The sequence below is a fragment of the Flavobacterium notoginsengisoli genome (assembly GCF_014207905.1).
In the GTDB taxonomy this organism is placed as follows: Bacteria; Bacteroidota; Bacteroidia; order Flavobacteriales; family Flavobacteriaceae; genus Flavobacterium; species Flavobacterium notoginsengisoli_A.
This window is the reverse complement of the sequence record NZ_JACHLB010000001.1, coordinates 938983-963589: the sequence shown is the minus strand read 5'-3', so window position 1 is coordinate 963589 and position 24607 is coordinate 938983. Positions and strand designations below refer to the sequence as shown.

Annotated in this window: 23 protein-coding genes and 3 tRNA genes; 8 read left to right on the top strand and 18 right to left on the bottom strand. The window is 33.0% G+C overall.

Going from position 1 to position 24607, the window contains the following annotated elements; all coding sequences use genetic code 11:
• Window positions 1-198: 198 nt before the first annotated feature.
• A complete protein-coding gene (locus tag HNP35_RS04150) occupies window positions 199-585 on the bottom strand; it encodes a DUF423 domain-containing protein (RefSeq protein ID WP_184158180.1) in 387 nt (128 codons plus the stop codon).
• 188 nt (window positions 586-773) lie between these two features.
• Here HNP35_RS04150 and HNP35_RS04145 point away from each other — a divergent pair, with 188 nt between their 5' ends.
• Window positions 774-2138, top strand: a complete 1365-nt coding sequence (locus tag HNP35_RS04145; RefSeq protein WP_184158182.1) for a saccharopine dehydrogenase family protein — start codon at window positions 774-776, stop codon at window positions 2136-2138.
• Window positions 2139-2244: 106 nt separating this feature from the next.
• Here the strand turns inward: HNP35_RS04145 and HNP35_RS04140 are convergent, their stop codons facing one another.
• The 5 genes from HNP35_RS04140 to HNP35_RS04120 form a co-directional block, all read right to left on the bottom strand.
• Window positions 2245-3123, bottom strand: a complete 879-nt coding sequence (locus HNP35_RS04140; RefSeq protein ID WP_184158184.1) for an energy transducer TonB — start codon at window positions 3121-3123, stop codon at window positions 2245-2247.
• A 65-nt stretch (window positions 3124-3188) separates the two neighbouring features.
• A complete protein-coding gene (locus tag HNP35_RS04135) occupies window positions 3189-4436 on the bottom strand; it encodes a M56 family metallopeptidase (protein WP_184158186.1) in 1248 nt (415 codons plus the stop codon).
• Window positions 4433-4804: a BlaI/MecI/CopY family transcriptional regulator gene (locus tag HNP35_RS04130; protein WP_184158188.1), complete on the bottom strand. Its 372-nt coding sequence runs from the start codon at window positions 4802-4804 to the stop codon at window positions 4433-4435. Before HNP35_RS04130 ends, HNP35_RS04135 begins: the two co-directional genes overlap by 4 nt.
• Before the next feature lie 251 nt (window positions 4805-5055).
• Entirely contained in the window at window positions 5056-6153 is a 1098-nt protein-coding gene (locus tag HNP35_RS04125) for a glycosyltransferase family 61 protein (protein WP_184158190.1), read from the bottom strand.
• Window positions 6154-6551: 398 nt separating this feature from the next.
• A complete protein-coding gene (locus tag HNP35_RS04120) occupies window positions 6552-7940 on the bottom strand; it encodes a dipeptidase (RefSeq protein WP_184158192.1) in 1389 nt (462 codons plus the stop codon).
• A 109-nt stretch (window positions 7941-8049) separates the two neighbouring features.
• Between HNP35_RS04120 and HNP35_RS04115 the strand changes: the two genes are divergently transcribed.
• Window positions 8050-8131: transfer RNA gene (locus HNP35_RS04115), tRNA-Leu, on the top strand.
• A 109-nt stretch (window positions 8132-8240) separates the two neighbouring features.
• Entirely contained in the window at window positions 8241-8885 is a 645-nt protein-coding gene (locus tag HNP35_RS04110) for a hypothetical protein (protein ID WP_184158194.1), read from the top strand.
• Between the two features lie 144 nt (window positions 8886-9029).
• On the opposite strand, the gene HNP35_RS04105 is transcribed toward HNP35_RS04110, so the two are convergent.
• Window positions 9030-9263 carry a hypothetical protein gene (locus HNP35_RS04105; protein ID WP_184158196.1) on the bottom strand — a complete coding sequence of 78 codons (234 nt, stop codon included), beginning with the start codon at window positions 9261-9263 and terminating at the stop codon, window positions 9030-9032.
• Window positions 9264-9345: 82 nt separating this feature from the next.
• On the opposite strand from HNP35_RS04105, the gene HNP35_RS04100 reads away from it, so the two are divergent.
• Together HNP35_RS04100 and HNP35_RS04095 are read left to right on the top strand one after the other, a co-directional pair.
• Window positions 9346-9576 carry a helix-turn-helix domain-containing protein gene (locus tag HNP35_RS04100; RefSeq protein WP_184158198.1) on the top strand — a complete coding sequence of 77 codons (231 nt, stop codon included), beginning with the start codon at window positions 9346-9348 and terminating at the stop codon, window positions 9574-9576.
• A gap of 12 nt (window positions 9577-9588) precedes the next feature.
• Entirely contained in the window at window positions 9589-10008 is a 420-nt protein-coding gene (locus tag HNP35_RS04095) for a hypothetical protein (protein ID WP_184158200.1), read from the top strand.
• Window positions 10009-10089: 81 nt separating this feature from the next.
• Here the strand turns inward: HNP35_RS04095 and HNP35_RS04090 are convergent, their stop codons facing one another.
• Both HNP35_RS04090 and HNP35_RS04085 read right to left on the bottom strand, forming a co-directional pair.
• Window positions 10090-10446 (bottom strand): GIY-YIG nuclease family protein, encoded by a 357-nt coding sequence (locus tag HNP35_RS04090; protein ID WP_184158202.1) that lies wholly within the window; start codon window positions 10444-10446, stop codon window positions 10090-10092.
• Window positions 10447-10450: 4 nt separating this feature from the next.
• Entirely contained in the window at window positions 10451-11071 is a 621-nt protein-coding gene (locus HNP35_RS04085) for a TetR/AcrR family transcriptional regulator (RefSeq protein ID WP_184158204.1), read from the bottom strand.
• A 360-nt stretch (window positions 11072-11431) separates the two neighbouring features.
• Between HNP35_RS04085 and HNP35_RS04080 the strand changes: the two genes are divergently transcribed.
• From HNP35_RS04080 to HNP35_RS04070, 3 genes are all read left to right on the top strand, one after another.
• Window positions 11432-12223: a hypothetical protein gene (locus HNP35_RS04080; protein WP_184158206.1), complete on the top strand. Its 792-nt coding sequence runs from the start codon at window positions 11432-11434 to the stop codon at window positions 12221-12223.
• Between the two features lie 331 nt (window positions 12224-12554).
• Window positions 12555-12866: a hypothetical protein gene (locus HNP35_RS04075; protein WP_184158208.1), complete on the top strand. Its 312-nt coding sequence runs from the start codon at window positions 12555-12557 to the stop codon at window positions 12864-12866.
• A 249-nt stretch (window positions 12867-13115) separates the two neighbouring features.
• Entirely contained in the window at window positions 13116-14045 is a 930-nt protein-coding gene (locus HNP35_RS04070; protein ID WP_184158210.1) for a WD40/YVTN/BNR-like repeat-containing protein, read from the top strand.
• Between the two features lie 70 nt (window positions 14046-14115).
• Here the strand turns inward: HNP35_RS04070 and HNP35_RS04065 are convergent, their stop codons facing one another.
• The 9 genes from HNP35_RS04065 to HNP35_RS04025 all read right to left on the bottom strand — a co-directional run bounded on the left by HNP35_RS04065 (window position 14116) and on the right by HNP35_RS04025 (window position 24567).
• Complete coding sequence (locus HNP35_RS04065; RefSeq protein WP_184158212.1) at window positions 14116-14775, bottom strand: HAD family hydrolase; 660 nt, start codon at window positions 14773-14775, stop codon at window positions 14116-14118.
• A 301-nt stretch (window positions 14776-15076) separates the two neighbouring features.
• Window positions 15077-16660 carry an MFS transporter gene (locus HNP35_RS04060; RefSeq protein WP_184158213.1) on the bottom strand — a complete coding sequence of 528 codons (1584 nt, stop codon included), beginning with the start codon at window positions 16658-16660 and terminating at the stop codon, window positions 15077-15079.
• 1 nt (window position 16661) lies between these two features.
• Complete coding sequence (locus tag HNP35_RS04055; protein ID WP_184158215.1) at window positions 16662-17714, bottom strand: HlyD family secretion protein; 1053 nt, start codon at window positions 17712-17714, stop codon at window positions 16662-16664.
• An 88-nt stretch (window positions 17715-17802) separates the two neighbouring features.
• Window positions 17803-19158, bottom strand: coding sequence for a TolC family protein (locus HNP35_RS04050; RefSeq protein ID WP_184158217.1), 1356 nt, complete (start codon window positions 19156-19158; stop codon window positions 17803-17805).
• Window positions 19159-19427: 269 nt separating this feature from the next.
• Window positions 19428-20252, bottom strand: coding sequence for a helix-turn-helix transcriptional regulator (locus tag HNP35_RS04045; RefSeq protein WP_184158219.1), 825 nt, complete (start codon window positions 20250-20252; stop codon window positions 19428-19430).
• A gap of 165 nt (window positions 20253-20417) precedes the next feature.
• A tRNA-Asp gene (locus HNP35_RS04040) sits at window positions 20418-20491 on the bottom strand.
• Window positions 20492-20916: 425 nt separating this feature from the next.
• Window positions 20917-20990 (bottom strand) — tRNA-Asp (locus HNP35_RS04035).
• Window positions 20991-21076: 86 nt separating this feature from the next.
• On the bottom strand, window positions 21077-22003 hold the full coding sequence (locus HNP35_RS04030; RefSeq protein WP_184158221.1) for a DUF58 domain-containing protein: 927 nt from the start codon (window positions 22001-22003) through the stop codon (window positions 21077-21079).
• On the bottom strand, window positions 22000-24567 hold the full coding sequence (locus tag HNP35_RS04025; protein WP_184158223.1) for a M1 family metallopeptidase: 2568 nt from the start codon (window positions 24565-24567) through the stop codon (window positions 22000-22002). Before HNP35_RS04025 ends, HNP35_RS04030 begins: the two co-directional genes overlap by 4 nt.
• Window positions 24568-24607 lie beyond the last annotated feature (40 nt).

Sequence of the window (24607 nt, the reverse complement as noted above, 5' to 3'; positions counted from 1 at the left end):
TAAAATTTCACTTTAAAAAAATAAAAACAAAAAAATAAGCGCCTTTAATTTGTTTATGTTCAGCCTTTTACACAATATTTGTTATATTATTTTTATTTAAAAACAGAAAACAACAAAAAATCACATAAATAAAGCTATATGTTATTTATGTGACAAAATTAAAGATTAATTCTTAGACAGAATTTTTTTTTCGGGATTTTATGATTTTCTCTTCAAAATCGTAAAGAATAATAGCGCCCAACCTATAATTAATAGAAAACCACCTATTGGAGTTGCGAATACGATAATTTTAGAATAAAACAATGTATAGTCTTTTGTAGCCACTAAATAGATTGAACCGCTAAAAAGAACAACACCAGCAACTATAAAATTGTAGATTGTTTTTAATGTTTTTTCGGCAAAGTCTTTTTGAGTTGCTAAAAAGAGAAGAAAAAGAGCATGATACATTTGATAACGAACTCCAACTTCAAAAGTATTTAATTGATCAACTGAAAGATATTTTTTTAATAAATGCGCACCAAAAGCACCTAATATAATAGCTAACATACCTATAAAAGCTCCAGTAAGAACAAGTTTTCTTTTCATAATTTTATCTGTTGAAATTCTAAGCAAAAGTACTTCAAAGCATTCAAAAAAACCACTTTACTTTCGATATTATTTAGAACAAAATCAAATTATTTTTTCTTTCATTTTTAAAAATAAATTCCCTTTTATTTAATTTATATTGTTACATTTATAACATTTAAATATATTTGTGTTAAAATATTTAAAACATGAGAAACGTTTTAATAATTGGAGCCGGAAGATCTGCATCGTCTTTAATTCGATATTTATTATCAAAATCTAATGATGAACAACTGCATTTAACTGTAGCCGATCTTTCTTTGCCTTTAGCGAAAGCCAAAACCCAAGAACATCCAAATGCAACTGCCCTTGCCTTGGATATTTTTAATGCCGAAGAACGAAAAAAAGCTATTTCAAATGCTTCTATAGTGATTTCGATGCTTCCAGCACATTTGCATATTGAAATTGCAAAAGATTGTCTGGAATACAAAAAACATCTCGTTACGGCTTCTTACATAAGTGATGCTATGCAGGCTTTAAATGAAGAAGCAATAAAGAACAATTTGATTTTTATGAACGAAATTGGTCTTGATCCTGGCATCGATCATATGAGCGCCATGAAAGTTATTGACGAAATACGGGCGAAAGGCGGTAAAATGCTTTTGTTTGAATCTTTCTGCGGCGGACTTGTAGCTCCCGAATCTGACAATAATTTATGGAATTATAAATTTACTTGGGCGCCAAGAAATGTGGTTTTGGCGGGACAAGGCGGTGCGGCAAAATTTATTCAGGAAGGCACTTATAAATATATTCCGTACAGCGCTTTATTCCGTAGAACTGAATTTCTGGAAGTAGAAGGTTACGGGAAATTTGAAGCTTATTCTAACCGCGATTCTCTTAAATACAGATCGATTTATGGTTTAGACGATATTCTGACTTTGTACAGAGGAACCATTAGAAGAGTAGGTTATTCAAGAGCTTGGAATATGTTTGTTCAGCTCGGAATGACCGATGACAGTTACATTATTGAAGGTTCTGAAGACATGAGCTATCGTCAGTTTATCAATTCTTTTCTTCCGTATCATCCGACAGATTCTGTTGAAATTAAAACACGTTTGATTTTAAAAATTGATCAGGACGATATTATGTGGGACAAACTTTTGGAACTGGATTTATTTAACCCAAACAAAAAAGTAAATCTTCCGAATGCGACTCCTGCACAAATCTTAGAAAAAATCTTAACCGACAGTTGGGCTTTAGAGCCAGAAGATAAAGATATGATTGTGATGTATCACAAATTTGGCTACGAACTGAATGGAGAAAAGAAACAAATTGATTCTAAAATGGTTTGCATTGGCGACGATCAAACCTATACCGCAATGGCAAAAACAGTCGGACTTCCTGTTGCGATTGCTACTTTATTGATTCTGAATGGAAAAATTACAACTCCTGGTGTTCAGCTTCCAATAAAAAAAGAAGTTTACGAACCTATTTTAAAAGAATTAGAAGAATACGGTGTCATATTTAATGAACAAAAAGTACCGTATTTTGGATATAATCCAGACTTATTTTAGGCTGGATTCTGCATTTTTTATTTTTAGAATTTTTTTTTAATTAGTTTTTAATTTTATCCGCTTCCAGAAACCTGAAAGCGGATTTTTTTATTTAGACATTTAAATGCTAATTATTAATATCTAAAATTGGCACTTTTAAAACATAAGATGTTTTAACTGCTTTTCCATCTTTTTCTCCAGATTCCCATTTAGTGTCTTTAAGAATTTGAACAACTTTATCAAAATCTTCAGGTTTAATTGAACTAATTAAAGTAAAATTCGACAGAGAACCATCAGCCTCAACTATAAAACCAATACTTAATTTTCCTTTCGGTAAATCTTTGCGTCCTTTGTAAGCTTCAGAAATAGTTTCATTAAGCTTGTCTCGATTGCCAATAAATTTAGGAGTAATATCTACCTGTTCTGACGCCAACGTGCCAGGCAAAGCAAATACTCCATTAATTACATGAATTGGATTATCTTCCTTATCATCTACATTTTTAGGCATAAAATCCATCTGTATTTCTATTGAATCCCAATTTCCATTTGCGGATTTTTTTTCTGAAATGTTTTTTGGTTTTGATTGTAAAATTCGAAGTAACTTGGCTTCTGTTTCGTTTCCTTGTTCTTCAAAAAGTTGAATTTCGGTAATATCTCCTGCATTGTCTAAAAGAAATTTGAATCTTGCTATTTCATTTTTTCTTTCAACACCTTCTGTCGTTTTATAATTATTCCCGATATAAACTCCCAACTGATTCATCAAACTCTGAATGTCATCTTCTTTAATTTTTGTCTTTTTATTATAAGTATAATGCATTCTAATTTGCGGTCTTTGAGAAAATTCAGATGCATTTAAAACTTCTTTTTTATCCAATTCCAGATTTACCGTATTCTTAATTTTTGCAATATTTTCTGCAGATATAAAAAAAGTAATGACTAATAAGAAAGGCAAAAAGACAGTTTTAGAAAATAAAACCTTTGTTTGGGAGACAATTTTTGTAATCATGATAAATCTTTTTTAGTTATTAAATAATTTAAATCAATTAGCAGGATTCTAAGCCCTTAATTCATTTACTTTCTAAACATTGTAGTATCAAATTCCATTTTTTGGTATCCATAGGATTTTTTCCATTCTTTTTTCTTGTCTAATACTTCGTCGTCTCTCATACTATTTAAAGTTTCAGAGTCAGATTGTTTCATTCTATCAAAAGTCTTTTCATTGCCAGTTAGAGAATAATTTAGCTGGTGTCCCACGTATACCTTGGCAAATGGAGAATTTTTTGGAGGAGAAACAGAAGAAGAAACAGAAGAAGCAGCTATTTTTTCCTTCTCAATTAATTTGTGCTTCTTTTTAATTAAAACCTTTTTATCGGCATTTGTAAAAGCTGCTGCGCTTTTAGAATAAAACTTTTCAATATCAGAAATACTTTGAAATGACCCTTTTGTTACTATTTTAACTTCCTGAGCAACGATCTCAACACACAATAAAATCATTAAAATAATAACGACAGGCAAGACAACAATTTTCTTTAGCAATACTGTATTGGCAGATGTTCTTTTTTTCATCATAATTAATCGTTTTTTTGTTACTAAATAATTCAAATTACTGGCCAAGTAAATCGTTTGATTTCCGCTTCCTTTTTGCAAAAGCAAATTTTGATAAAATGGAACATTATTATATTCTTGCACTATTTCCTGATCGGCAAGAAATTCATGATTGAGTTGTATTGCTTTTTTATAAAAGATAAAGAGCGGGTTAAACCAAAAAATCGTCTTTAAAAACTCAACAAACAAAATATCCAGAGTGTGTTTTTGAGTGACATGAACCAATTCATGGGTGTATAATTCGGCTTCTATATTTCGGTTTTTATAATCCTCAGAATTAACAAAAATGTAATTTAGAAAAGTATGTGGAAGGACTTTTTCATCAATCAAAACCAATTTTGAATTCTTAAAGTTTACAATTGGATTTCTGTTTGATTTTGATAGGATTTTCCAAATATTTCTGCAAAATCTAATCGCCATTAAAAATGTGACTAATCCATACAAACTCCATAAAAAAATCAATGTAGAATCAATCTTCTCTTCACTTCGAATTTGAGTAACCGTAGCTTCATCTACACTGATTTGGCTTGATAAATTCATTGGCACTTCTTTGATAATTTCGAATGAAACAAACGGAATCACAAACGAAATTACAATCGAAAAGAGCAAAAAGAATCTATTAAACTGATGCATTTTTTCTCGTTCTAATATCAAATGATAAAAGGCAAGAAAAACGCTCAAAGCAATCGTCGATTTTATAAAAAAGTCTATCATTTTTTCTTTTTTTGAATTTCCGAGTCAATTATTTTCTTAAGATCTTCTAATTCTGAAGCCGACAGATTGGTTTCGGTTGTAAAAAACGAAGCAAATTGTGATGCCGAATTATTAAAGAAATTGCTAATCAATCCTTTTACGTGTTTAGAGAAATAATCTGTTTTTTTCACCAAAGGATAATATTCTCTCGAATTTCCGAATTCGTTATACGCTACAAACTTTTTGTCAATCATTCTTTTTAATAAAGTTGCGACTGTTGTTGTTGCGGGTTTGGGTTTTGGATATGCTTCTAGCAAATCTTTCATAAAAGCCTTTTCAAGCTTCCATAAATATTCCATTAACTGTTCTTCTGAATTTGATAATTGCATTTTTTTTAGGTTCTAAGGTTCTGAGATACTAAGCCGCTAAGGTCTTTATTTTGATTTTAATTCTACAATTATAGATTTAACTCTACAAATGTAGAATATAATTTTAAAAAAGCAAGAAAAAGTTTTCTTTTTTAACTTTAAAAATCAAATTATCAATAAAATAGAAAGTATTCCTTATGGCTTAAAACCAATAAAAATGACAATTAATAGAAAACAAAGTTCTTCAAAAACCAGAAAAAACATCTGAACCTTTAAACAGGAAGCAACTCCAAAGTTCTCTCTACTTCTTCCAAATCAATGTAGAAGTTTTCCTCTTTTTGAATTCCGACAACAAAACTGTAATTAATATTTTCCATGTCTGTTGTGTTTTTAATAACGGCACTAAAACGAGTTGGAGGCTGTAGAACCAGAACCGAAGAACCTGCTTCGAGCATCATTAAACCGTGAAACAAATGACTTCCTTCAATTCCAATAAGAACTTTTGCGCCCGCGCAAGCCGAAAGTATTTCTGATGCCGTATTTTGAGTTACATCTACAATTTTGAAACTGTATTTTTCGTGAAGTTTTTCAGCAATTTCAATTTCATTTAGCATCACGCGCGAGATTCCAGAATTGCGTCGTAAAATAAAAACGCCTGGATGCGAAGTTCCAGGAAATCGAGTTAATAATTTAGTTCTGTTTGCCGCAAAGCGAAGATGTTTGCTTTCGTTATTTCCCCAATTATCATCAAAGAAAATTGCATTTTTAAGAAATGCAGCATTAGTTCGAAACGGATTCATTTCAAGAAATGATTCATATTCCGTCATGTGTGAATACGGAATAATATCTGAAGTTACAGGAGTTCCTTCGGTAGCAGCCAAAGCATAATTGGCGCAATCATCTGTTAGCCAAAGTCCAAAATACTGATTTCCTTCAGAAGTACTGTAAATGGCCGCATTATCAACTTCTGTATTCATTACAATACGTGGAAGATAATTCATTTTATGAGAAAGCTGAAAAGTCGGATGAAGCCTAAAATTATGAAGTCCTTTATAAATAAAACCATTAATCATCCAGATTTCTTTGAGCTTGTAGGCACGCGTTTCCTGATGCTCAACCTCAAAACCTCCATTCATTGCCTTAAACGGATCATCTGTATAAGCCGTTCCCGTTACACGCTCTAATTGACCGTCAAGAAAAAAAGCTTTTGGTGAGATAGTAGTATTTCCAGGAGCAATTCGCCATGATTTAACAGCAAGGTTTTCTAAAATATCTCCCTCCCGAAACATCGAGTGCGACTTTTTTAAACCTCTAAGATATCTAGTATACGCTATTGGCGAAAATCTAACTTTTTTTTCAATTAAGTCCATTGTTCAATATTAAAAACAACATTAAAATAACATTAGAAAACTTTACAAAACAGAAATATTTTCAATATCAAAAGGGGCTTACTGATAAAAAAATCAAATTTAACTTAATTTACCTAACAAAATACAAACGCAACATTAAAATTTACTATTAAATTTCAAATCAAAAATTCCAAATTCCAAATTTAAAAACCCTTAAAATTAAAAAAATCCGCTCATTTCTTGAACGGATTTGTATGTTTTATTTAACCGCAAAGAGCGCAAAGTCTTTTATAATGTCATATTTTAAACGCAAAGTTCGCAAAGCTATTTGACAATATAACTTTGCGAACTTCAATAAATCTTACTTAAAAAATCTTAGCTAACTTTGCGTAAAACCTTTGCGCTCTTTGCGGTTAAAACTATTTAGAAAGCTCTACAAAATACTTGTAAAACAAAGGAATAGTCTCAATTCCTTTCAAGTAATTAAAGATTCCGAAATGTTCATTTGGCGAGTGAATTGCGTCAGAATCCAAACCAAATCCCATTAAGATCGTTTTGCTTTTTAATTCTTTCTCAAACAAAGCCACAATCGGAATACTTCCTCCAGAACGAACTGGAATTGCAGGAACTCCAAATGTTTCTGTATACGCTTTATTTGCGGCCTGATAACCAATGCTGTCAATTGGCGTAACATAACCTTGACCACCGTGGTGAGGCGTTACTTTTACTGTAACTCCAGCCGGAGCAATACTTGTAAAATGTTTCGTAAAAAGTTCTGTAATTTCTTCCCATTCCTGATTTGGAACCAAACGCATCGAAATTTTAGCGAAAGCTTTACTTGCAATAACTGTTTTTGCACCTTCGCCAGTATAACCGCCCCAGATTCCGTTTACGTCTAATGTCGGACGGATTGAGTTTCTTTCGTTCGTTACATAACCTTTTTCGCCGTAAACATCAGCTATGTTTAGAGCATTTTTATATTTTTCTAAGCTAAAAGGCGCTTTTGCCATTTCGGCTCTTTCTTCTGCTGATAATTCCTGAACTTTATCGTAGAATCCTGGAATCGTAATATGATTGTTTTCGTCGTGAAGCGAAGCAATCATTTTTGCCAAAATATTAATCGGGTTTGCTACTGCTCCACCGTATAAACCAGAATGCAAATCGCGGTTCGGACCTGTAACTTCTACCTCAACATAACTCAAACCTCTTAAACCTGTTGTGATTGATGGCTGTTGGTTAGAAATCATTCCCGTATCTGAAATCAAGATTACGTCGTTTTTCAGTTTTTCTTGATTGCGTTCTACGAACCAAGCCAAACTTGCTGAACCAACTTCTTCTTCACCTTCGATCATGAATTTTACGTTGCAAGGCAAATTATTGTTTTGCACCATATATTCTAACGCTTTTACGTGCATGTACATCTGACCTTTGTCGTCACATGCTCCACGTGCGAAAATGGCGCCTTCTGGATGAATATCTGTAGTTTTGATAACGGGTTCGAAAGGTGGTGAAGTCCATAATTCTAATGGATCTGGCGGTTGTACGTCGTAGTGACCGTAAACTAAAACCGTTGGAAGATTTGGATCTATTATTTTTTCACCGTAGATAATTGGGTAACCTGGAGTGTCGCAAGTTTCAACAAAATCGCAACCTGCTTTAGATAAACTTTCTTTTACAGCCTCTGCTGTATCAATAACATCTTGGGAGTATGCAGTGTCGGCACTAACCGACGGAATCTTTAATAATTCGATCAATTCATTGATAAACCGATCTTTATGTTGTTGAACGTAGGACTTAATATTTTCCATTTAAATAATTTTTATAGAAAACCAAATGTACAAAAAAGAGAATTAAAAAAAATTTTGAAAAAATGCTTTGATTATTCAAAAGTATGCCTATCTTTGCACCCACAATTCCGCGGATATGGTGAAATTGGTAGACATGCCAGACTTAGGATCTGGTGCCGCAAGGCGTGTAGGTTCGAGTCCTATTATCCGCACTAAAAAAGCTTCTGAATATTTTTTCAGAAGCTTTTTTGTTTTTGTAAATGTTTCTTATTTTTATCATTCATTTTCTATATTTCTTTTTAAATAATTCAATATAAACAATTGACAAGAATTAATAGACCACTACGAATTATTTTTCTGATACTATTTGGATTTTGCTTTTCATACAAATTATACCAAACTTATCAAGCAGATCTTTTTCTTGACGGAATTATTCTTTTTATAATTGCTTCTGCTGGCCTTTTAATCTTTTTCAAAACAATATTTATAGATCGAAAAAAATTCTCTAAAAGCAGAAAACTGATAAGCTACTTGCCAACATTTATTGGAGCATTATTAATTTTAATCAATATTGGTTTATTTTACTATCTAGACAACAAGAAAAACTCACCCAGCTTAATTCGAGGATTTAATGATGGAGGGTTCAATGGTTTTCTAGTAGATTTTAAAACAGATGGAAGTTATGTAATGGCAAATGGAAGCGGACTAGGACAAACCTACTTCTATGGAAAATATACGATTAACGATAGTATAATAACCATTGATAAATATGAAATTGATAATTGTATAAAATCTAACAAACTTGTTATTCGAACTGAGAATTTTTATCCAAAAGATAGTCTTGATTTACTTGAATCAAAAGCAAACTATATAACACAAATAGATAAAAACGGAAAAGAAATTTCCAAAGAATTTCGATTTCGTATAACAAATGACAATAGAAAAAAACAAACCGAAATAAAGTAACTCTTTACAATCACCTTGAAGAAAGGAGCTTTTCCAGCAAAAACCAACATCTTGTACACTATAAAAAATTGCGGAAATCACTCTCAATTTTTGTTGGTATGCGTTTTACTTTCTCCTTTCGTCGAGATGAAGATTTTATTTTTATTAATTAACATCCAAATAAGGATCGAGCACTTCTGCCAATCTGTTCAGCCAATAAAAATTATCGCCGATTTGAGGCAATTCTGCTTTAACACTTTCACGACATCGCATAGAACTTAGCGAAAGAGAATAATTTACCTGCCGAAGCATTTTCGCCATATCTTTTACATCCACAACATCACTAAAAAAATCTTTTAACCTAGTTTCGAGTTCTTTCGATATATTTTCTGTAATCATTATCTTATTTTTCGGTCAAATATAATATTTTTTGACACAAATTTGTGTCAAAAAATATTATATTTGTTATGACTTTTGAAATATGAATATTTCAGAAGAAACTTTTATCTCAAATCTTGGCATTCACATTAGACAACTACGTGAAAAGAAAGGCTTATCACAACAAGCTTTAGCCGATGATTGCGACATTCCAAGAAATCAAATTGGCAGAATTGAAAGAGCTGAAATAAATACAGGTATAAAAACCCTTATACGAATAGCAAATGCTTTAGATATTGATCTTAACGAATTGCTTGGTTTTCCTTTGAAATAATCTCTTAAAAAAATGAAGATTCAAAAGCATAAAACAACTGAATTTTTTATTACTATTTCACTAATCCTTCTTATCATGATTGCTTTTCTAAATCTGAAAAGACTTCACGTAAAATTTCAAAACAAAACAGGAGAAAATATTGATTCTTTGGTAATTGGAGGAAAATTAATTGGCAATTTAAAAAACGGAGAATCAACAAAAGAAATTAGTTTTAAAGAATTTCTTTTTGATGGCTCGATACCATACGAACAAATCAGCGGTAATTCGAATAACAAAAAGCTGGACAAATTACATTGGAGCTGGTGTGGCACGAACATAAACACAAAATCTGAAGGCTTTTATTATTTTGACATTAAAAAAGCTTTGGATGAAAAAGGAAATCCGTGTCTTTATTTAGTTCAGCATAACACAAAATTTTTTTGGGAAGAATAATAAAATTTCTTTTTTCGCAATCATAAAAAAAACCTCCAGCTAAACCAGGAGGCAATTCGTAAAACTTTATGCCTTAACAGGCTATTTTTTCTTTTTGTTATATCCTTTCTCATCAAAAGGCTTTATTTCATCCAAAAACATTTGCTCTAAAACCTTCAATTCCTTTTGATCAAATTTTACTGCTGTATCATTTTCTTTTATTTCGCTCAGGATTTCAAATTCGAATTTATCTTCTCCAAATTCTTTCCAGTCTTTTTGAAGTTCTGCCAAAGGATGATTTCCGCAGTTAAGCTGAAATTTCAGGCGTTTAAAAATAGCATCAAGATCAGCACTGCTGTCTATATATATTTTTTTGTTTTCGGTATTTTGTATTTGAAAAACACCTTTTTTGAACTTCATTTCCTTGTATTCGTCTCTAAGTTCTTTTTTGGTTTTCATGCGGTTATTTTTTCATTGTTTTTTCTATTTGTGATTTTAAATTTTTAGCAAAATCACCATAATCAGACGGATAATTTCTGTTTAAATACAGTAGTAAAATCCCCGTAATTAAACAATTAAGCTCCTTTACTATTTCCCGAATTTCTTCATCTGTAAAACTCTTTTTATCAATGCAATATTGAAATTCTTCCTGGCAGAGTTTTTCGAGAAAAGAGGAAATTAATTCTGATATTTTGGCATTTTCAGTCGAATTTGGAAGTTTTTCGATAAAAAAGATTTCAAAAACACTTGGATACTGTACAAAATATTCGGCATAAGAAATCGCAGTCGCAATGATTTTCTTTTCCCCTCTTTGTAAATCTTTTGTTTTATCTTCAACATATTCCTGACATTCCTGCTGAAAATCTTTCACACAAAGAAAAATAAGTTCTTTTACATCTTTAAAATAATTGTAAAGTGTAGCAAACGAATATCCCGCTTTTTCAGCTATACTTCTTACACTTAAAGCCTGAATGCCTTCTCCTTTTAAAATTTCTTTTGTTGCCTGAATGAAATAATCTTTCATTCTCTGTTCTTGTATTTCTTTTCTGTTCATAACGTAAACATCATTATAAAATATGAACATTGTTCATATTTTGAACAAAAGTAAAAATAATTAATACAATTGCAATGCTTTTACCATAAAAAAACTCTGGCTATAGCGGGAGGCAATTTATTTAACTTTCTTATTCGATAAAACATATTAGTCTAGTTTGTCATTTCGACGGAGGAGACTCGAGCGATAGCGAACTGGCGAAGCAAATCTCCGCGAGAAGCTCGACAAAGATTGGCGATTATCGTTGCGGAGTGGCAAAAACAAAACACAACTCAGAAATTTCTTTAATTATTTTACACTTTAATCTCTAAATATTCTTATTTTTAAAATACCAAAAACCTAAATCTGCATATTTTATTTTGTTTTTAAATTTCAAAAATCATTTAGAACATGAAGAAATACAGATTATTAATCATTTTATTAGCAATTATTGCTGTTTTTTATTTTGCAAGAACCGTTCGAAGTTTTACCGTTAAACAGGAAACTCGAACTATTAAATCGGAACACTTTATTGTTTCCTATAGCGGAATCTATAAAAGCGAAGCCGAAAAAGTCAGCCAACATCTCGAAGAAAATTATGCCACAATAAGAGAAAATCTAAAAGATGTAAAACACGACATTGTAAAGGTTTTTATTTACGGTTCACAATTTAAGTTTATGGAGGCTACGGGTTTAACCGAAAAAGCAAAAGGTACAAGTCGCGGTCCGAACGAATTTCATTTTATTTATACCAATTGGTTTAATTCTATTTTTCCAGATGATCCGCTAAAAACGGCTTTGCATGAATTTACGCATTGTGTGCAACTGAATATTTTAATCGACAAAGCCAAAGAAACCATCATTACGCAAGACCGACTTACTTTTGATAGGGAATTTGAGAAAAAGTTCAAATCCGAATATGCGCGCTGGCTTTGGGAATCAATCAGTATTTTTGAGGCTGGGGAAGTCAATTCTATTAGTGTGAAATACGCCAAAAGCAAAAATCTGACTTTAGAAGAACTAAACAAAAGCAATCAGATTTATAATATTGGCTACACCATAATCGAATATCTGACTAAAAAATGGGGAAAAGACAGTCTTCCCAAACTGATTGCATCATTCGGCAACATCCAAAAAACATTAAATATAACTCCTGAAGAATTCGAAAAAGGCTGGATGGCTTTTTTGGATGAGAATTATTGATTTGTCTAAAACCTTTTTACTTTGATATACAAAAAACCTCCACTTTTAACTGGAGGTTTTTTATTATTCTAAAATTTTAATATTATTTTCTGTCTTCTCTAATATTTCCGTTCCCGTTGCGTTATCTTTTTAAATGAACTAAAATTTTAAATTTAGTTTTACGAATTATTTGATACTCAATTGTTAAAGTTTCAAACGTAAAAAAAGCGTTATGATTCTAGTAGAAGTTCTCAGAAATAAATAATATTAATTTGTTAAAGAAATATTAAAAAATCTTCGTAACTTCACGCAACCATCCTGATATTCAGATATCTAAACAAAAAGAGGCTTTATGAAAAAATTTATTTACTTTTTGATTCTGACTTTAGGAATTCTTGGTTGCTCTTCTGACGATGACATACCAACCAAAAATTTTAAATTCACTACTGCATATACTACAACGATAACCGTTGGTGGCGTGGTCGGCACGCGCGAACGAACTTTTAAAATCGGTGAAACTTTCAAAGGTCTTGATGACGAAAAAGAAACTATAAGAATTAGGATCGCAGAACATACCGAAATGAATGAAAATTGCCCAAACAGCTGGTGTTATCAAGAATTTTTAAATGTTCCGCGTGAGTATTTGCAATTGATAGAAGAATAATCTACTAACATTTTTTTACCTCCTCTGCTTTATTTATTATTAAATGAAAATATACAAAAGAAAATTCGAGCTATTTGTATTCACATTTACCCATTTGATAGTCCTACCTAGTTTTACAAATTTCAGAACAATCAATTAATCTGATCTTCGCTCGAGTTTATTATTATAGAATTATAAAAAAGAAAAAAAAACTTACTAAATTAACGCAACCATTTTGATATTCAGTTATCTATTATAAAAAAGATATATATGAAAAAAATGATTGGTTTCCTGTTCCTATGTTTAGGAATTCTTGGCTGCACTTCTGACTCTGATAGTAGTGCAAATGCATTTGTAAAAATGAATACTAATACCACTCAAAGTTTTACCGATATTTCCTTTATCGATAAAAATCAAGGAATAATTTGCGGCTCTCTCGGTTTTTTGGCTAAAACAAATAATGGCGGAAAAACATGGACACATTTAAATGTGGGAGATAATCAGACCTTTATGAGCGCTTTTATGGTAAATTCACAAAATTTCTTTACCGCGAGACTTGATTTATTTTCCACTTCAAATTCTGGCGCAACATTCAAGAAAAATGAAAACCTTTCTGTTACTTCGACTATTTTTTCAATCAAATTTTTTAATTCTACCAAAGGATTATTAATAAGAGGTGGCATTATTTTTAGATCAACTGATTCTGGAAATACTTGGACAGAAACCTATAATCTTACCAATCCAAGTAATTTAGAAATAACTTCAGATTTAATTGCTTACGCTTACGGCGGATATACTTCTGGCGTGGTAGATAATGGCGAAATGCTTAAAACAATTGATGGCGGTCAATCGTGGGTTAAAATCTTAAATTCAGATTCAAATATTATTTCAGCTTCTTTTATTTCTGATAATATTGGCTATTATGTCAATAATAAAACGGAATTACACAAAACTATTGACGGCTCTAAAACTTGGGTAAAAATAACAGCCTTGCCTGTTTATCCATCATCTGTTTGTTTTATTAATGAAAAGGTAGGATACGTTTCAACATACGAGGGAAAAATTTTAGAAACAAAAGATGCAGGATTAAATTGGAAAATAGTTTACAACGAGCCGAACGAACGAATCTTTAAAATTATTACTAAAGATAATGCCGTATTTGCTATTGGTGACAATGGATTGTTTCTTAAGAAAAGATAAAAAACCTTTGTCAAAGTTTAAAACTTTGACAAAGGTTCCTAGTATAGTTTAGCATTCAGTTATTTGGATTTTATTTACCCAAAAGCTCAATTATCTTATCTACATTAATTTCGCTGTAATCATTGATATAAAAATCACATGGCGGAAGTTCTTCTTTCGTATGCGTGCTCAAAACACCAACAACTTTCATTCCTGCGTTTAATCCGGCTGTAACTCCAGAAAAAGAATCTTCAAATACCACACAGTCAGACGGAGAAACGCCCACACGTTCTGCTGATTTTAAATATACTTCTGGATTTGGTTTATGATACGTAACATCTTCGCTAGACATCATCGAATCCATTTTTTCTCCAAGTTTTAGGGAATTGGCAATTAAATCTAGGTTCGCACGAGGCGCTGAAGTTCCAACAGCTGTTTTGAAGCCACGAGATTTTAATTCGCTTAAAAAATCCATGTAATGCGGAATCGTTTCTACTTTGTCTTTGTAAATCTCACGAAACATTCCTTCTTTTTCATCCTCCAATTTGATCAATTCTTCTCCCGTAATTGGGCGCTTGAAGAAATGCGTCATGATATAACTATTGTGTTTTCCGTACATATGCTCTTCGAATTCTTCTTGCGTGTATGGAATATTATATTTTTTGAAAAACTCCTCGAAAGCGACTACATGATGCGGATTGGTGTGACAAATTACACCGTCCATATCAAAAATTACACATTGCTGGCTCATATATTTTATTTGTTTTTTAACGGTTGCAAGATAACGCATAAAGCGTTTATTACACAGAGATTCGCAAAGGTTTTTCTCAGAAATTCGCTAAGATTTTGTTTTTAATCTCGCAAATACGCTAAGTCACAAAAGTTTATTTCACGCAGATTTAAAAGATTTAAGCAGATAAGTGCAGATTTTTATTTTTAAAATTAAATCTGCTGAAATCTGCCAAATCTGCGTGAAAAAAAATCTTTTTAATCTTATTAATCTGTGGCTCTAAAAAAACTTCGCGGCTTCGCGACTTTGCGAGATTAATTCTCTAGCCAATCCAAATTTTACTTTTCACCAAAGTCATGGTTTGTCTCAAATGCTGATTGCACGCGATCAGAATAATCAAAATCAATAAACCGTAACCAACTATGGTATAAATTTCCATATCGGCCAATAAAGTGGCTTGTTTTGTAATGGTTCCAAAGACTTTTTTCATCGCTAAAACATTAGCATTATCTGCTGAATATCCTTTTGCAATAAAACTTTGCGTTGTCGAAGCAATAGTTTGCTGTGTCTCTGCATTTTCACCAGTTACAAACTGACTTAGTTTTAAAAAGTGTTTTTTATTTAAAGAAACCATTGCATTCTGCATGACGCAAAACCCAATTGTACTTCCCCAAAAACGTCCAGAAACACCGACAATTCCCGAAGAAACTGCCATATTTGCCGGAACGGATGATGTTGTAAATAAGATTAAAGGAACAAATAAAAAGCCAACACCAATTCCTTGTAAAATGTAAGGAACGATAATATCGCTGAGCGCTACATCTGGCACAAAAAGAAACGTAAACCAGAAATGAAATATCGCAATAAGCGTAAAACCAATCATAAAAATGATTTTAGTAGAAACCGATTTCATGAGGAAAAAAGCCGCTAAAATAAGTCCGATTACATTTCCTAAACCGTTTATGTATTGCACGCCCGCAACACGCGACGGATCCCAATTCCAAATCGAGAACATTGCAGAATGGCACAAACTTAACGTTGCTCTGCTGATGTAAAAAAGGAAAAACAATAAAAATCCGATTCGAAGATTGGCATATTTTAAAACTTCAAAATCAAAACTTGGTCTTTTTACTAGACGTTCTTTAAAAATAAATAATCCGCCTGTAATAAGCGAAATCATTAGCATTAAAACCATTTCTGAAGATTCAAACCAATATTTTTTTTCGGCGTAAACAAAAAAATAGGCACCGCAAAGAATCGAAATTAAAACCAAAAAATAACTCATCCAATCGATCTGATACAACGGAATTTTCTTTGTAATTCGGTGCCCTCTGAAAGTAACTAAGATTAAAAACACATTGAGAACCTGAAGCCCTCCCGACACATACAACATGTATTTCCAGTCGTAATGATCGAGAAACCAAACAGCAATATTCATAATAAACGGCGTGGACAACAACAGCGAGCCATAATAAAATGAAAACCCGATGATTATGGCATTTTTAGAATTAAACTGCTCAATAAGCAACTGTCTGATTGTAATTACCGGAAGCGCCATCAAGATTCCCTCCGCAACTCTCATCAATAAAAAAACCGCAAAATTGGTAATATATGCCGATGTGATAATCGTAATTCCGATTAAGGAATAAACTGCCATCAGATAATTTTTGGCAGGAAAAAAACTCGAAAATCGGCTTTCAATCAAAATGGTTGCCAACAGAGTTCCGTACGTTACGCACATTGCAAACTGCAAATCTTCGGGCTCAATATCCAGAAAACTTGCCGCATACGTTACGTTTGACGTATAAACTCCCAACAAAATCATGGAATGCAACAAACAGACGAACAAAATAATAATGATCGCCCACTTTGGAACCCAAGATTTAAATATACTTTTATCTTCCATTTTATTTGTGCGCAGCAACAACTGTAATGTTCATTCCTGCTCTTAAAAAATCGGTTTGTTTGTCTTGTTCTTTTAACTGAATTCGAACCGGAATTCTCTGTTCAATTTTCACGAAGTTTCCTGTTGCATTATCTGGAGGAAGCAACGAGAATCTAGCACCACTTGCTGGCGATAAAGAGGCAATTGTACCAATAAACGTTTTATCACTTACAGCATCAGCTTTAATTTCAACCTCTTGCCCAACAGTTAAATATTGCAATTGCGTTTCTTTAAAATTGGCTGTAATCCATTTTTCTTTACTAACGATAGAAAGCAAAGATTGTCCTTCTTTTACCAATTGTCCAGGCTGTAAAGTTCGTTTTCCAACCCAGCCATCATAAGGCGCTGTAATAATGGTGTACGAAAGAAATAAAGCTGCATTATCAGCAACAGCTTGTTTCGAAGCAATATTTGTCTGCGTTGTCGGCACATTGGCTTCAGCAACAGAAGTGCTTAATGTTGCAGAATGGATTCTATTTTTCATTTCCTGAAAATGTGCTTGAGCTGTCTCGTAATCTGCTTTTACTTTTTCTAATTGCTGAGAAGTTGCCGCTTCGTCTTTTACCAAAGCTTTATACCTTTCATATTCTAGTTTGGTTTTCCAAAGATTCGATTTGGCAGCATCCAATTGCGCTTCGTTAATTGCAGTTGCACTTGCTGTATTAATAGCATTTTTTTGAGCAACAACACTATTTTGTTGTGCATTTTGAACATCGGCCAAAGCCACATTCAATTTAGATTGATATTCTCTATTATCAATCACAACCAAAGTGTCGCCTTTGTGTACAAACTGATTTTCGTTAAAACGAACTTCTTGCACATAGCCTGCAATGCGCGACATAATTGGCGTAACATATTGTTCAACCTGAGCGTCATTGGTTTCTTCATGATTTCTATTAAAAACATAAAACCAAATTCCTAAAATAACTCCGCTCACTACAAGCACACTTGCTATTACTGTTATTAATATATGAAACGTTCTATTTCTTTTTGTTTCATTTTTTATCTTAACCATCTTTTTCTATTCTCTTTAACTTAGTTCTTTCAAAAATCTCTTTCTTCTTGCCTCTTTCTTCTAAGGCTTTAGCCTAATCTTTCGCCATCTAACTTTGCGTAAGCATTCCCGCCGTATGCAACAATTCATAATGTTTTAAAATCGCATCCAGTCGCGTAGAAATCTTGTTGTATTTCGCCTGAAGCAAAGCATTATCAGCATCGACCATTTCGGTAATTAAAACCAATTGGTTTAAGTATTTCAATTTTACTATTCGATAATTTTCAGCTGCAAGATCTAAGGCTTTATCAACTACGACAAACTTCTCAAGGATTTCCTGATATTGCGTATGCTCTTTATAAAGCTTGTCTTGAATTTCTTCCTTTACAATTTCGGATTGCATTTCTTGCCATTTGATTTTGGTATTTGCCTGATCCATCTTGGTTTTATTTTTATATAAAGAAGAAAGATCAAAAGAGGCTTCAATTCCTACTTGTCCTAAAGTGTACAAATACGGATTTGGCGGAAAAAATTTATAATTCGGATAATAAAAACCATAGTTTCCGAAGAAGTGAACACTTGGCAGATAATTTCCTTTTACCATTTGCAATTCGGTTTTACTAATGTTTAATTCCTGACTTGCAATACGCATTTCTTCGTTCTGCAAAGCTTTCGTCATATAAAAATCATATGGGTCTAAGCCGTTCATTTCGTCAAGACTACTTGTAGTATCAATTGCAATTTCCTCGTTTTCGGGAAGCTGAATCAGCGTTTTCAGATCGTGAAGTGCGATTTTAATGTTTTTGGAGTTAGTTAACGCATTCAATTCACGATCTGAGAGCTGTAATTCGGCACGAATAACTTCGTTTTTCGTAACCGTTCCATGTTTTTGGAGTGATTGTACTTCTTTTAATCGGCTTTTTTCTTCTTTGATGTTTTCTTCAAAAATCTTCTGAAGTTCCATCATTTTATATATCGCCAGATAGTTTGCTACAACTTCCAGTTCAATATCATTTTCTGTTTTTTCCGATTTTATTTTGGCAATTTCGTTTTCCTGGTTCGCAATTTTAATTGCGTTATTAATTTTATTTCCAACGTAAATTGGCATTTTAAAAGTAGAATTTACCTCGTAGATTTCAGGAATTGCTTTTGTCACTTCTTTTCCGTTCAAAAAACCATTTCCTTTAAATTCGGTAATATTGGTAATTCTAGAATACATGCCATTTAATTCTACATCTGGCAATCGGAGTTCTTTTCTTTCTTTGATGTTTTGCTCAGCGAGCGTAATCTCAAGTTGAGATTTAAGGACTTTTTTGTTGTTTTCTTTTGCCAGTTTCATCGCTTCTTGTAAAGAAACCGAATGAATTTCCTGTGCTTGTAAGCTACCAAAGGCTAATATGATGAAAAATACCAATAAGCTTCTGAGAAAACAATCTTCTTTAGAGTTTGTTGTTTTAAGGAACATGAATACTTTAATATTTGATGCTGCAAAGTTCCTTCATTTTTCTGTTGACTGATAATTATAAAAAGCCAACAACATATTCATTTCGGACAAATGTTAAAATTCTATTTCTCGAAAACGTTATATTAAAATACTGAAAAACAATTTATTACAAAACATATTTAGATTGTGATTATTTTTTAAATTCTCTCGGAGATTTGGCAGATCAAGCAGATTATTAATGTATTAAAATAAAAATTCGCGCTATCTGCTAAATCTGCGTGAAACAAAAATTATTTTCCACGCTCTAAAATCTCTTCTCCATTTAAATAATCGGAAGGTCTTTGCCCAAGAATCTTGAAGAATGTGTTGCTGAAAGTTGGAACACTATTATAACCAACTTCTTGAGCTACCTCTTTTACCGAAAGTTTTCTTTCTAATAAAAGTTCAATCGCTTTTAAAATTCTTCGAATGGTATAATATTGAATGAACGACATCTTGAGATCTTTTTGAAATAAGCGATACAAAGAGCGTTCGCTAAACCCGAATTCATGCGCTACATCGGCGAAAAGTATTGTCTCTCCAAGATTGTTTTCTACATAACGCAGAATCTTTCCAAGTCGTTTATCTTTTGGCTGCGGAAGTTCTAAAGGCAAATTTGTATGACATATTTGAGGAAGAATCGCTTTTATCGCTTTAGCAATCACAAAATTTGGAGAATTTTTCTTTAAATCTCCATTCCACTGATTGGTAAAAAGCATCATTTGAAGCAATAAATTATTGACTGGATAAATGCCTTCGCTTTTATAAAATTCGTCTTCGTCTTTTTCAACTGGAAAATACAGATTTCGCATCATTACATGTTCCGACTTTGGTTCGATACTGTGCTCTAATCCAGCTGGAATCCAAATAAAATGTCTTGCAGGCAAAAAATAGGATTTTGTTTCGGTAGTTACAAAAACCACATCACCTTCTGCATATAGCATTTGCGCTTTATCGTGTTTATGCCATGGAACAAACAATTCGCCCATTATATCATGATGGCAATAAATGCTTTTTTTATCGGCATCTACTTTCTTGATGTAATATTTGTCTACTTTAAAAGTTCCTTGTTCCATAATATAAAGATAGGAAGAATTTTAACCGCAAAGCACGCAAGATAAAAACGCAAAGTCCGCAAAGCTAAATTAAACCTTTGCGAACTTTGCGTAAATCTTAGCGTCTTTGCGATTAAACAAAAAAAAAAAAGCCTTTCCGTTAAGAAAGGCTTTTAACAACTTAGGCGGTCTGGACGGGACTCGAACCCGCGACCCCATGCGTGACAGGCATGTATTCTAACCAACTGAACTACCAAACCCTGCGTTATTGCGAGTGCAAAAATACAACAGATTTTCGTTTCTGCAAGCGTTTTTATGAATAAAATTTGAGAAATTTTTAATCGGTTAAATGCCAATATTTTAAAAATTCACCTTGAAATTAAAAAAGAAGAAGTTTCTTTCTTTTTACTCAACCGCAAAGCACGCAAGGCTAAAAACGCAAAGTCCGCAAAGCTTAAAAAAACTTTGCGGACTTTGCGTAAATCTTAGTGCTCTTTGCGGTAAAAACAAAAAACCAAAGTGTCTTAAATCAAAAAAGCCATCCACAAAAGTGGAAAGCTTTTCATTGGTCTAACTACTAAACCAGCTACGAGTTACAAAGTCGTAGCAAAACAACACAACTAATCTTAGATACCGTATTTGGGCAAAAAAGCCTTTCTGTTACGAAAGGCTTTCCCCAATATTGCGGTCTGGACGGGACTCGAACCCGCGACCCCATGCGTGACAGGCATGTATTCTAACCAACTGAACTACCAAACCTCTGCGTTATTGCGGTTGCAAAGATATAACAGAATTTCATTTCTGCAAGCATTTTTATAAAAAAAATGAAATTATTTTTTAAAATATTATCCAAAGTTTTGTTTTTCAACCAAATATGTAGTCAATATTTTTTCAAAATTATCGCCTACATTTACCGGAACGTACTTAATTTGGTTCTTCGCGCAGGTTAAAGCCAGGTTTTTAAAATAAGCTTCTACCCTCTTTTCGTATTCCTCTTTTACATTATCAGCAAAAATAGAAACCTCATCTCCCGATTCTAAGTCGATGAATTTTCTAGGTGAATTGTCAAAATCAAACTTCAATTCGGTCTCATTATCAACTACATGAAATAAAACTACTTTGTGTTTGTTGTGTTTTAAATGCTGTAAAGCGTTGAATAACTTCTCGTCATTTTCCGTCTGAAACATATCTGTAAACAAAATAATCATCGAACGGCGGTGCATTTTCTCGGCTATTTGATGCAGATATGTAATCGTATCGGTTGTTTTTTTGACTTTTGGCTGAACCAATAATTCTTCCAGTTTATTCAACAACATTCTATGATGACGATCGCTTCCTTTTTCTGGAGCGTAATATTCATATTTATCTGAGAAAACGCTCAAACCAACAGCATCACGCTGTTTCTTTAAAATATTCATTAAAACCGCCGAAGCTAAAACGGCAAACCCGATTTTCTTTTCGTAAAAGGACTGATTCGATTTCAATTCTGGATAATGCATTGACGACGAATTATCGACAATCAAATGACAGCGTAAATTGGTTTCTTCCTCAAAACGTTTTGTGTACAAACGATCGGTTTTGGCAAACAATTTCCAGTCGATATGTTTGGTGCTTTCGCCTGCATTGTAGACTTTATGCTCGGCAAATTCGGCCGAAAATCCATGAAAAGGACTCTTGTGCATTCCCGATATAAAACCTTCCACAACCTGATTCGCCAGCATTTCAAGGTGCTGAAAACTGGAGACTTTCTCTATTTCCGATTCAATTTTCATTCGGTTTCTTTTTTAATATTTTGTGCTTTATAAAGCAAATCTGTCGCCATGAATAATTTGCGTTTCAAGATCGGACTAAAATTAGGATTTTCTTTTAAGAATTGCTGCACTTCATCAAAAGCAAATTTAGACGAATATCTTCCAACCGTATTATCCAGCCAGTCTTTCGGGAAGAAAATATCTCCGGTGCGCTGAATTTCTTCTACCAAATCTAATGAAAATCTAATATATTGTTGTGCACTTTCCTGACGAAGCGGATGATGAATATTGGCCAATCCAACAGAAACCCACGATTCTTTTTCACGATTTGCATCGTCTTTTAAAGATTCCATAAACGCAGATCGAACCGATTCGTCTTTTGACAAAGAAGGAAGCAAAAATTCAAAACGCTTTTGTTTATCCGGATTTGTAAAAGATGTTCTGGTTTTCTCCAAAATCTCATCTGCTTTTGGATGGTTGAAAATCGCCAGATTCATCGCCATATTGGTATAATCGTCTTCGTTTAATTTCAAATTCGGAATCGAAATTTCTCTGTTCCAAACTTTGTACAAACTGCCTTTTGCCGAATTAGAATACGCAATCGAACTAAATAATCCGAATAATGTCTTTTTAATATTAGCCGATAAATTCGCTTGAAGACGTTCATTTAAAACTCCTTCAAGCTGTTTCTGAACTTTATTTTGCTGTTTTTCGGTGAAGAATCTCCAATAAATGGTATTCAGACTATTCGAAGCAATTCTCAAAACCAATTCGTTCTGCTCTGTTTCAATTGCCTTTAAAAAACCATCAAAAGCCTGCTTTGGAGTTACATTTCCAATCAAAGTATTTTCGTAAAGATTACTGTAGCTTGAAGCTCTGGCCATTTCATCTTTCAAAGATGCTATATAATTCAAATTATTCCCGTCAAGCGGAAAAACTCCGTATCCAAAACCATTATAATTGTAAACCACAGCAATTGGTTTCTCAAGTCCGATGGCTTCTTTTACAACCGTATTTTTGTCATTAATATTGACCGATAAAATCTTCACCTCTTTAGCATAAACTAAACCAATCTGAAAAACCTGGGGCCAGATATTACCTGATTTGTCTTCTGCTTGCTGTGCAATTTCAAACTTCTTGATTTTATTTTTAGAATCATATTCTATTTGATCTGTAAAAATGGCTCTTCCTGATTTGTTTACCCACACATCGCTCCATTTTTTCATGTCCAACGGTGTTTCGGCATCCAAAAGTTCTACGAGATTATTCCAATCCGCATTATCATTGGCATATTTCTGAATGTAGTTTTGAATTCCTTTCTGGAAAGCTACCTTTCCCATTGAAGCTTCTAACTGACGCATCATAATTGGTGCTTTGTTGTAAATAATAGCCCCGTAAAGCGAACCTGCATTTTTTAAATTCGCCAAATGCTGTTTAATCGGATGCGTTCCCAAAGATCGATCTTCCGCGTAAGCGCTAGGATAATGCGCGGTAAAAAACTGCAGATTGTGATTGACTTTCGGGAAAATCGGATTCATGATTTTATCGGCCATAAAGTTGGCAAAAACCTCTTTCATCCAAACGTCATCAAACCATTTCATGGTTACCAAATCGCCAAACCACATGTGCGAGGTTTCGTGAGCGATGAGTTTGGCGCGGTTTAATTTCTCGGTATCGGTTGCACTGTTGTCCAAAAACAAAGTAGATTCTCTGTACTGAATCGCACCGACATGTTCCATTCCGCCATATTGAAAAACAGGAATTGAAGCGAAATCCAGTTTCTGAAATGGGAATTTATAATTGGTATATTTTTCTAAAAAATCTAAAGACTGCTGATGTAAATTGAAAATAGTATCAGCGCTTACGCGAAATTTCTCCGGACTATTTTCACGATACAGCATCGTCATTTCTAAACCTGGTTTTTGAGTCGTGCTTTTGAATTTTCCTGCTACAAAAGAAAACAAATAGGTACTCATTTTGTCTGATTCTCCAAAAGTATAAGCTGTAAAATCTCCTTTATCCAATTTCTCTACCACATCGGCTCCAGCCAAAACCGACCAATCTTTTGGCACAGAAAGCCTGAGTTTGTAAGTTGCTTTTAAATTAGGCTGATCAAAGCATGGAAATAAAGTGCTTGCGCGATCCGGAACTAATAAAGTATAAAGGAAATCATCATTTCTATTTAAGGATAAATTACCGGCAATAAAAGAAATAGAAATCGTATTTTTTCCTGAAACCAAAGCCGAAACCGGAATTACAATATGTCCGTTTTCATGAACAACAGCAAGCTTTTTTCCGTTTGCTGCAACCGTTTTTATGTTGGAAGTTTTCTCTTTAAAATCGAAAATTAAAGGTTGACTTAAATCGGATAAATTCAGATTGACGAATAATTGAGAATTGATGTTTTCCGCTTTCTGATTCGGAATTTCGAAGAATAGAGTGTATTGTAGATCTGAAATTTGTTTTTTACGAAATTGAGCCAGCTTCTCGGAAACACCGCTTTCTAGTAAAACATTTTCTTTTGATTGAGAAAAACCAATTGGCATCAACATTATAAAACAAATCAGGCTGTAGAAAATTTTCATTTTTTAAGGGATATAAGATTCGTTAAAAATAAAAAATAAG

Coding starts and splice junctions, on each gene's coding strand:
- HNP35_RS04150 (WP_184158180.1), bottom strand. CDS start 585: ATGAAAAGAAAACTTGTTCTTACTGGAGCTTTTATAGGTATGTTAGCT.
- HNP35_RS04145 (WP_184158182.1), top strand. CDS start 774: ATGAGAAACGTTTTAATAATTGGAGCCGGAAGATCTGCATCGTCTTTA.
- HNP35_RS04140 (WP_184158184.1), bottom strand. CDS start 3,123: ATGATTACAAAAATTGTCTCCCAAACAAAGGTTTTATTTTCTAAAACT.
- HNP35_RS04135 (WP_184158186.1), bottom strand. CDS start 4,436: ATGATAGACTTTTTTATAAAATCGACGATTGCTTTGAGCGTTTTTCTT.
- HNP35_RS04130 (WP_184158188.1), bottom strand. CDS start 4,804: ATGCAATTATCAAATTCAGAAGAACAGTTAATGGAATATTTATGGAAG.
- HNP35_RS04125 (WP_184158190.1), bottom strand. CDS start 6,153: ATGGACTTAATTGAAAAAAAAGTTAGATTTTCGCCAATAGCGTATACT.
- HNP35_RS04120 (WP_184158192.1), bottom strand. CDS start 7,940: ATGGAAAATATTAAGTCCTACGTTCAACAACATAAAGATCGGTTTATC.
- HNP35_RS04105 (WP_184158196.1), bottom strand. CDS start 9,263: ATGATTACAGAAAATATATCGAAAGAACTCGAAACTAGGTTAAAAGAT.
- HNP35_RS04100 (WP_184158198.1), top strand. CDS start 9,346: ATGAATATTTCAGAAGAAACTTTTATCTCAAATCTTGGCATTCACATT.
- HNP35_RS04095 (WP_184158200.1), top strand. CDS start 9,589: ATGAAGATTCAAAAGCATAAAACAACTGAATTTTTTATTACTATTTCA.
- HNP35_RS04090 (WP_184158202.1), bottom strand. CDS start 10,446: ATGAAAACCAAAAAAGAACTTAGAGACGAATACAAGGAAATGAAGTTC.
- HNP35_RS04085 (WP_184158204.1), bottom strand. CDS start 11,071: ATGTTCATATTTTATAATGATGTTTACGTTATGAACAGAAAAGAAATA.
- HNP35_RS04080 (WP_184158206.1), top strand. CDS start 11,432: ATGAAGAAATACAGATTATTAATCATTTTATTAGCAATTATTGCTGTT.
- HNP35_RS04075 (WP_184158208.1), top strand. CDS start 12,555: ATGAAAAAATTTATTTACTTTTTGATTCTGACTTTAGGAATTCTTGGT.
- HNP35_RS04070 (WP_184158210.1), top strand. CDS start 13,116: ATGAAAAAAATGATTGGTTTCCTGTTCCTATGTTTAGGAATTCTTGGC.
- HNP35_RS04065 (WP_184158212.1), bottom strand. CDS start 14,775: ATGAGCCAGCAATGTGTAATTTTTGATATGGACGGTGTAATTTGTCAC.
- HNP35_RS04060 (WP_184158213.1), bottom strand. CDS start 16,660: ATGGAAGATAAAAGTATATTTAAATCTTGGGTTCCAAAGTGGGCGATC.
- HNP35_RS04055 (WP_184158215.1), bottom strand. CDS start 17,714: ATGGTTAAGATAAAAAATGAAACAAAAAGAAATAGAACGTTTCATATA.
- HNP35_RS04050 (WP_184158217.1), bottom strand. CDS start 19,158: ATGTTCCTTAAAACAACAAACTCTAAAGAAGATTGTTTTCTCAGAAGC.
- HNP35_RS04045 (WP_184158219.1), bottom strand. CDS start 20,252: ATGGAACAAGGAACTTTTAAAGTAGACAAATATTACATCAAGAAAGTA.
- HNP35_RS04030 (WP_184158221.1), bottom strand. CDS start 22,003: ATGAAAATTGAATCGGAAATAGAGAAAGTCTCCAGTTTTCAGCACCTT.
- HNP35_RS04025 (WP_184158223.1), bottom strand. CDS start 24,567: ATGAAAATTTTCTACAGCCTGATTTGTTTTATAATGTTGATGCCAATT.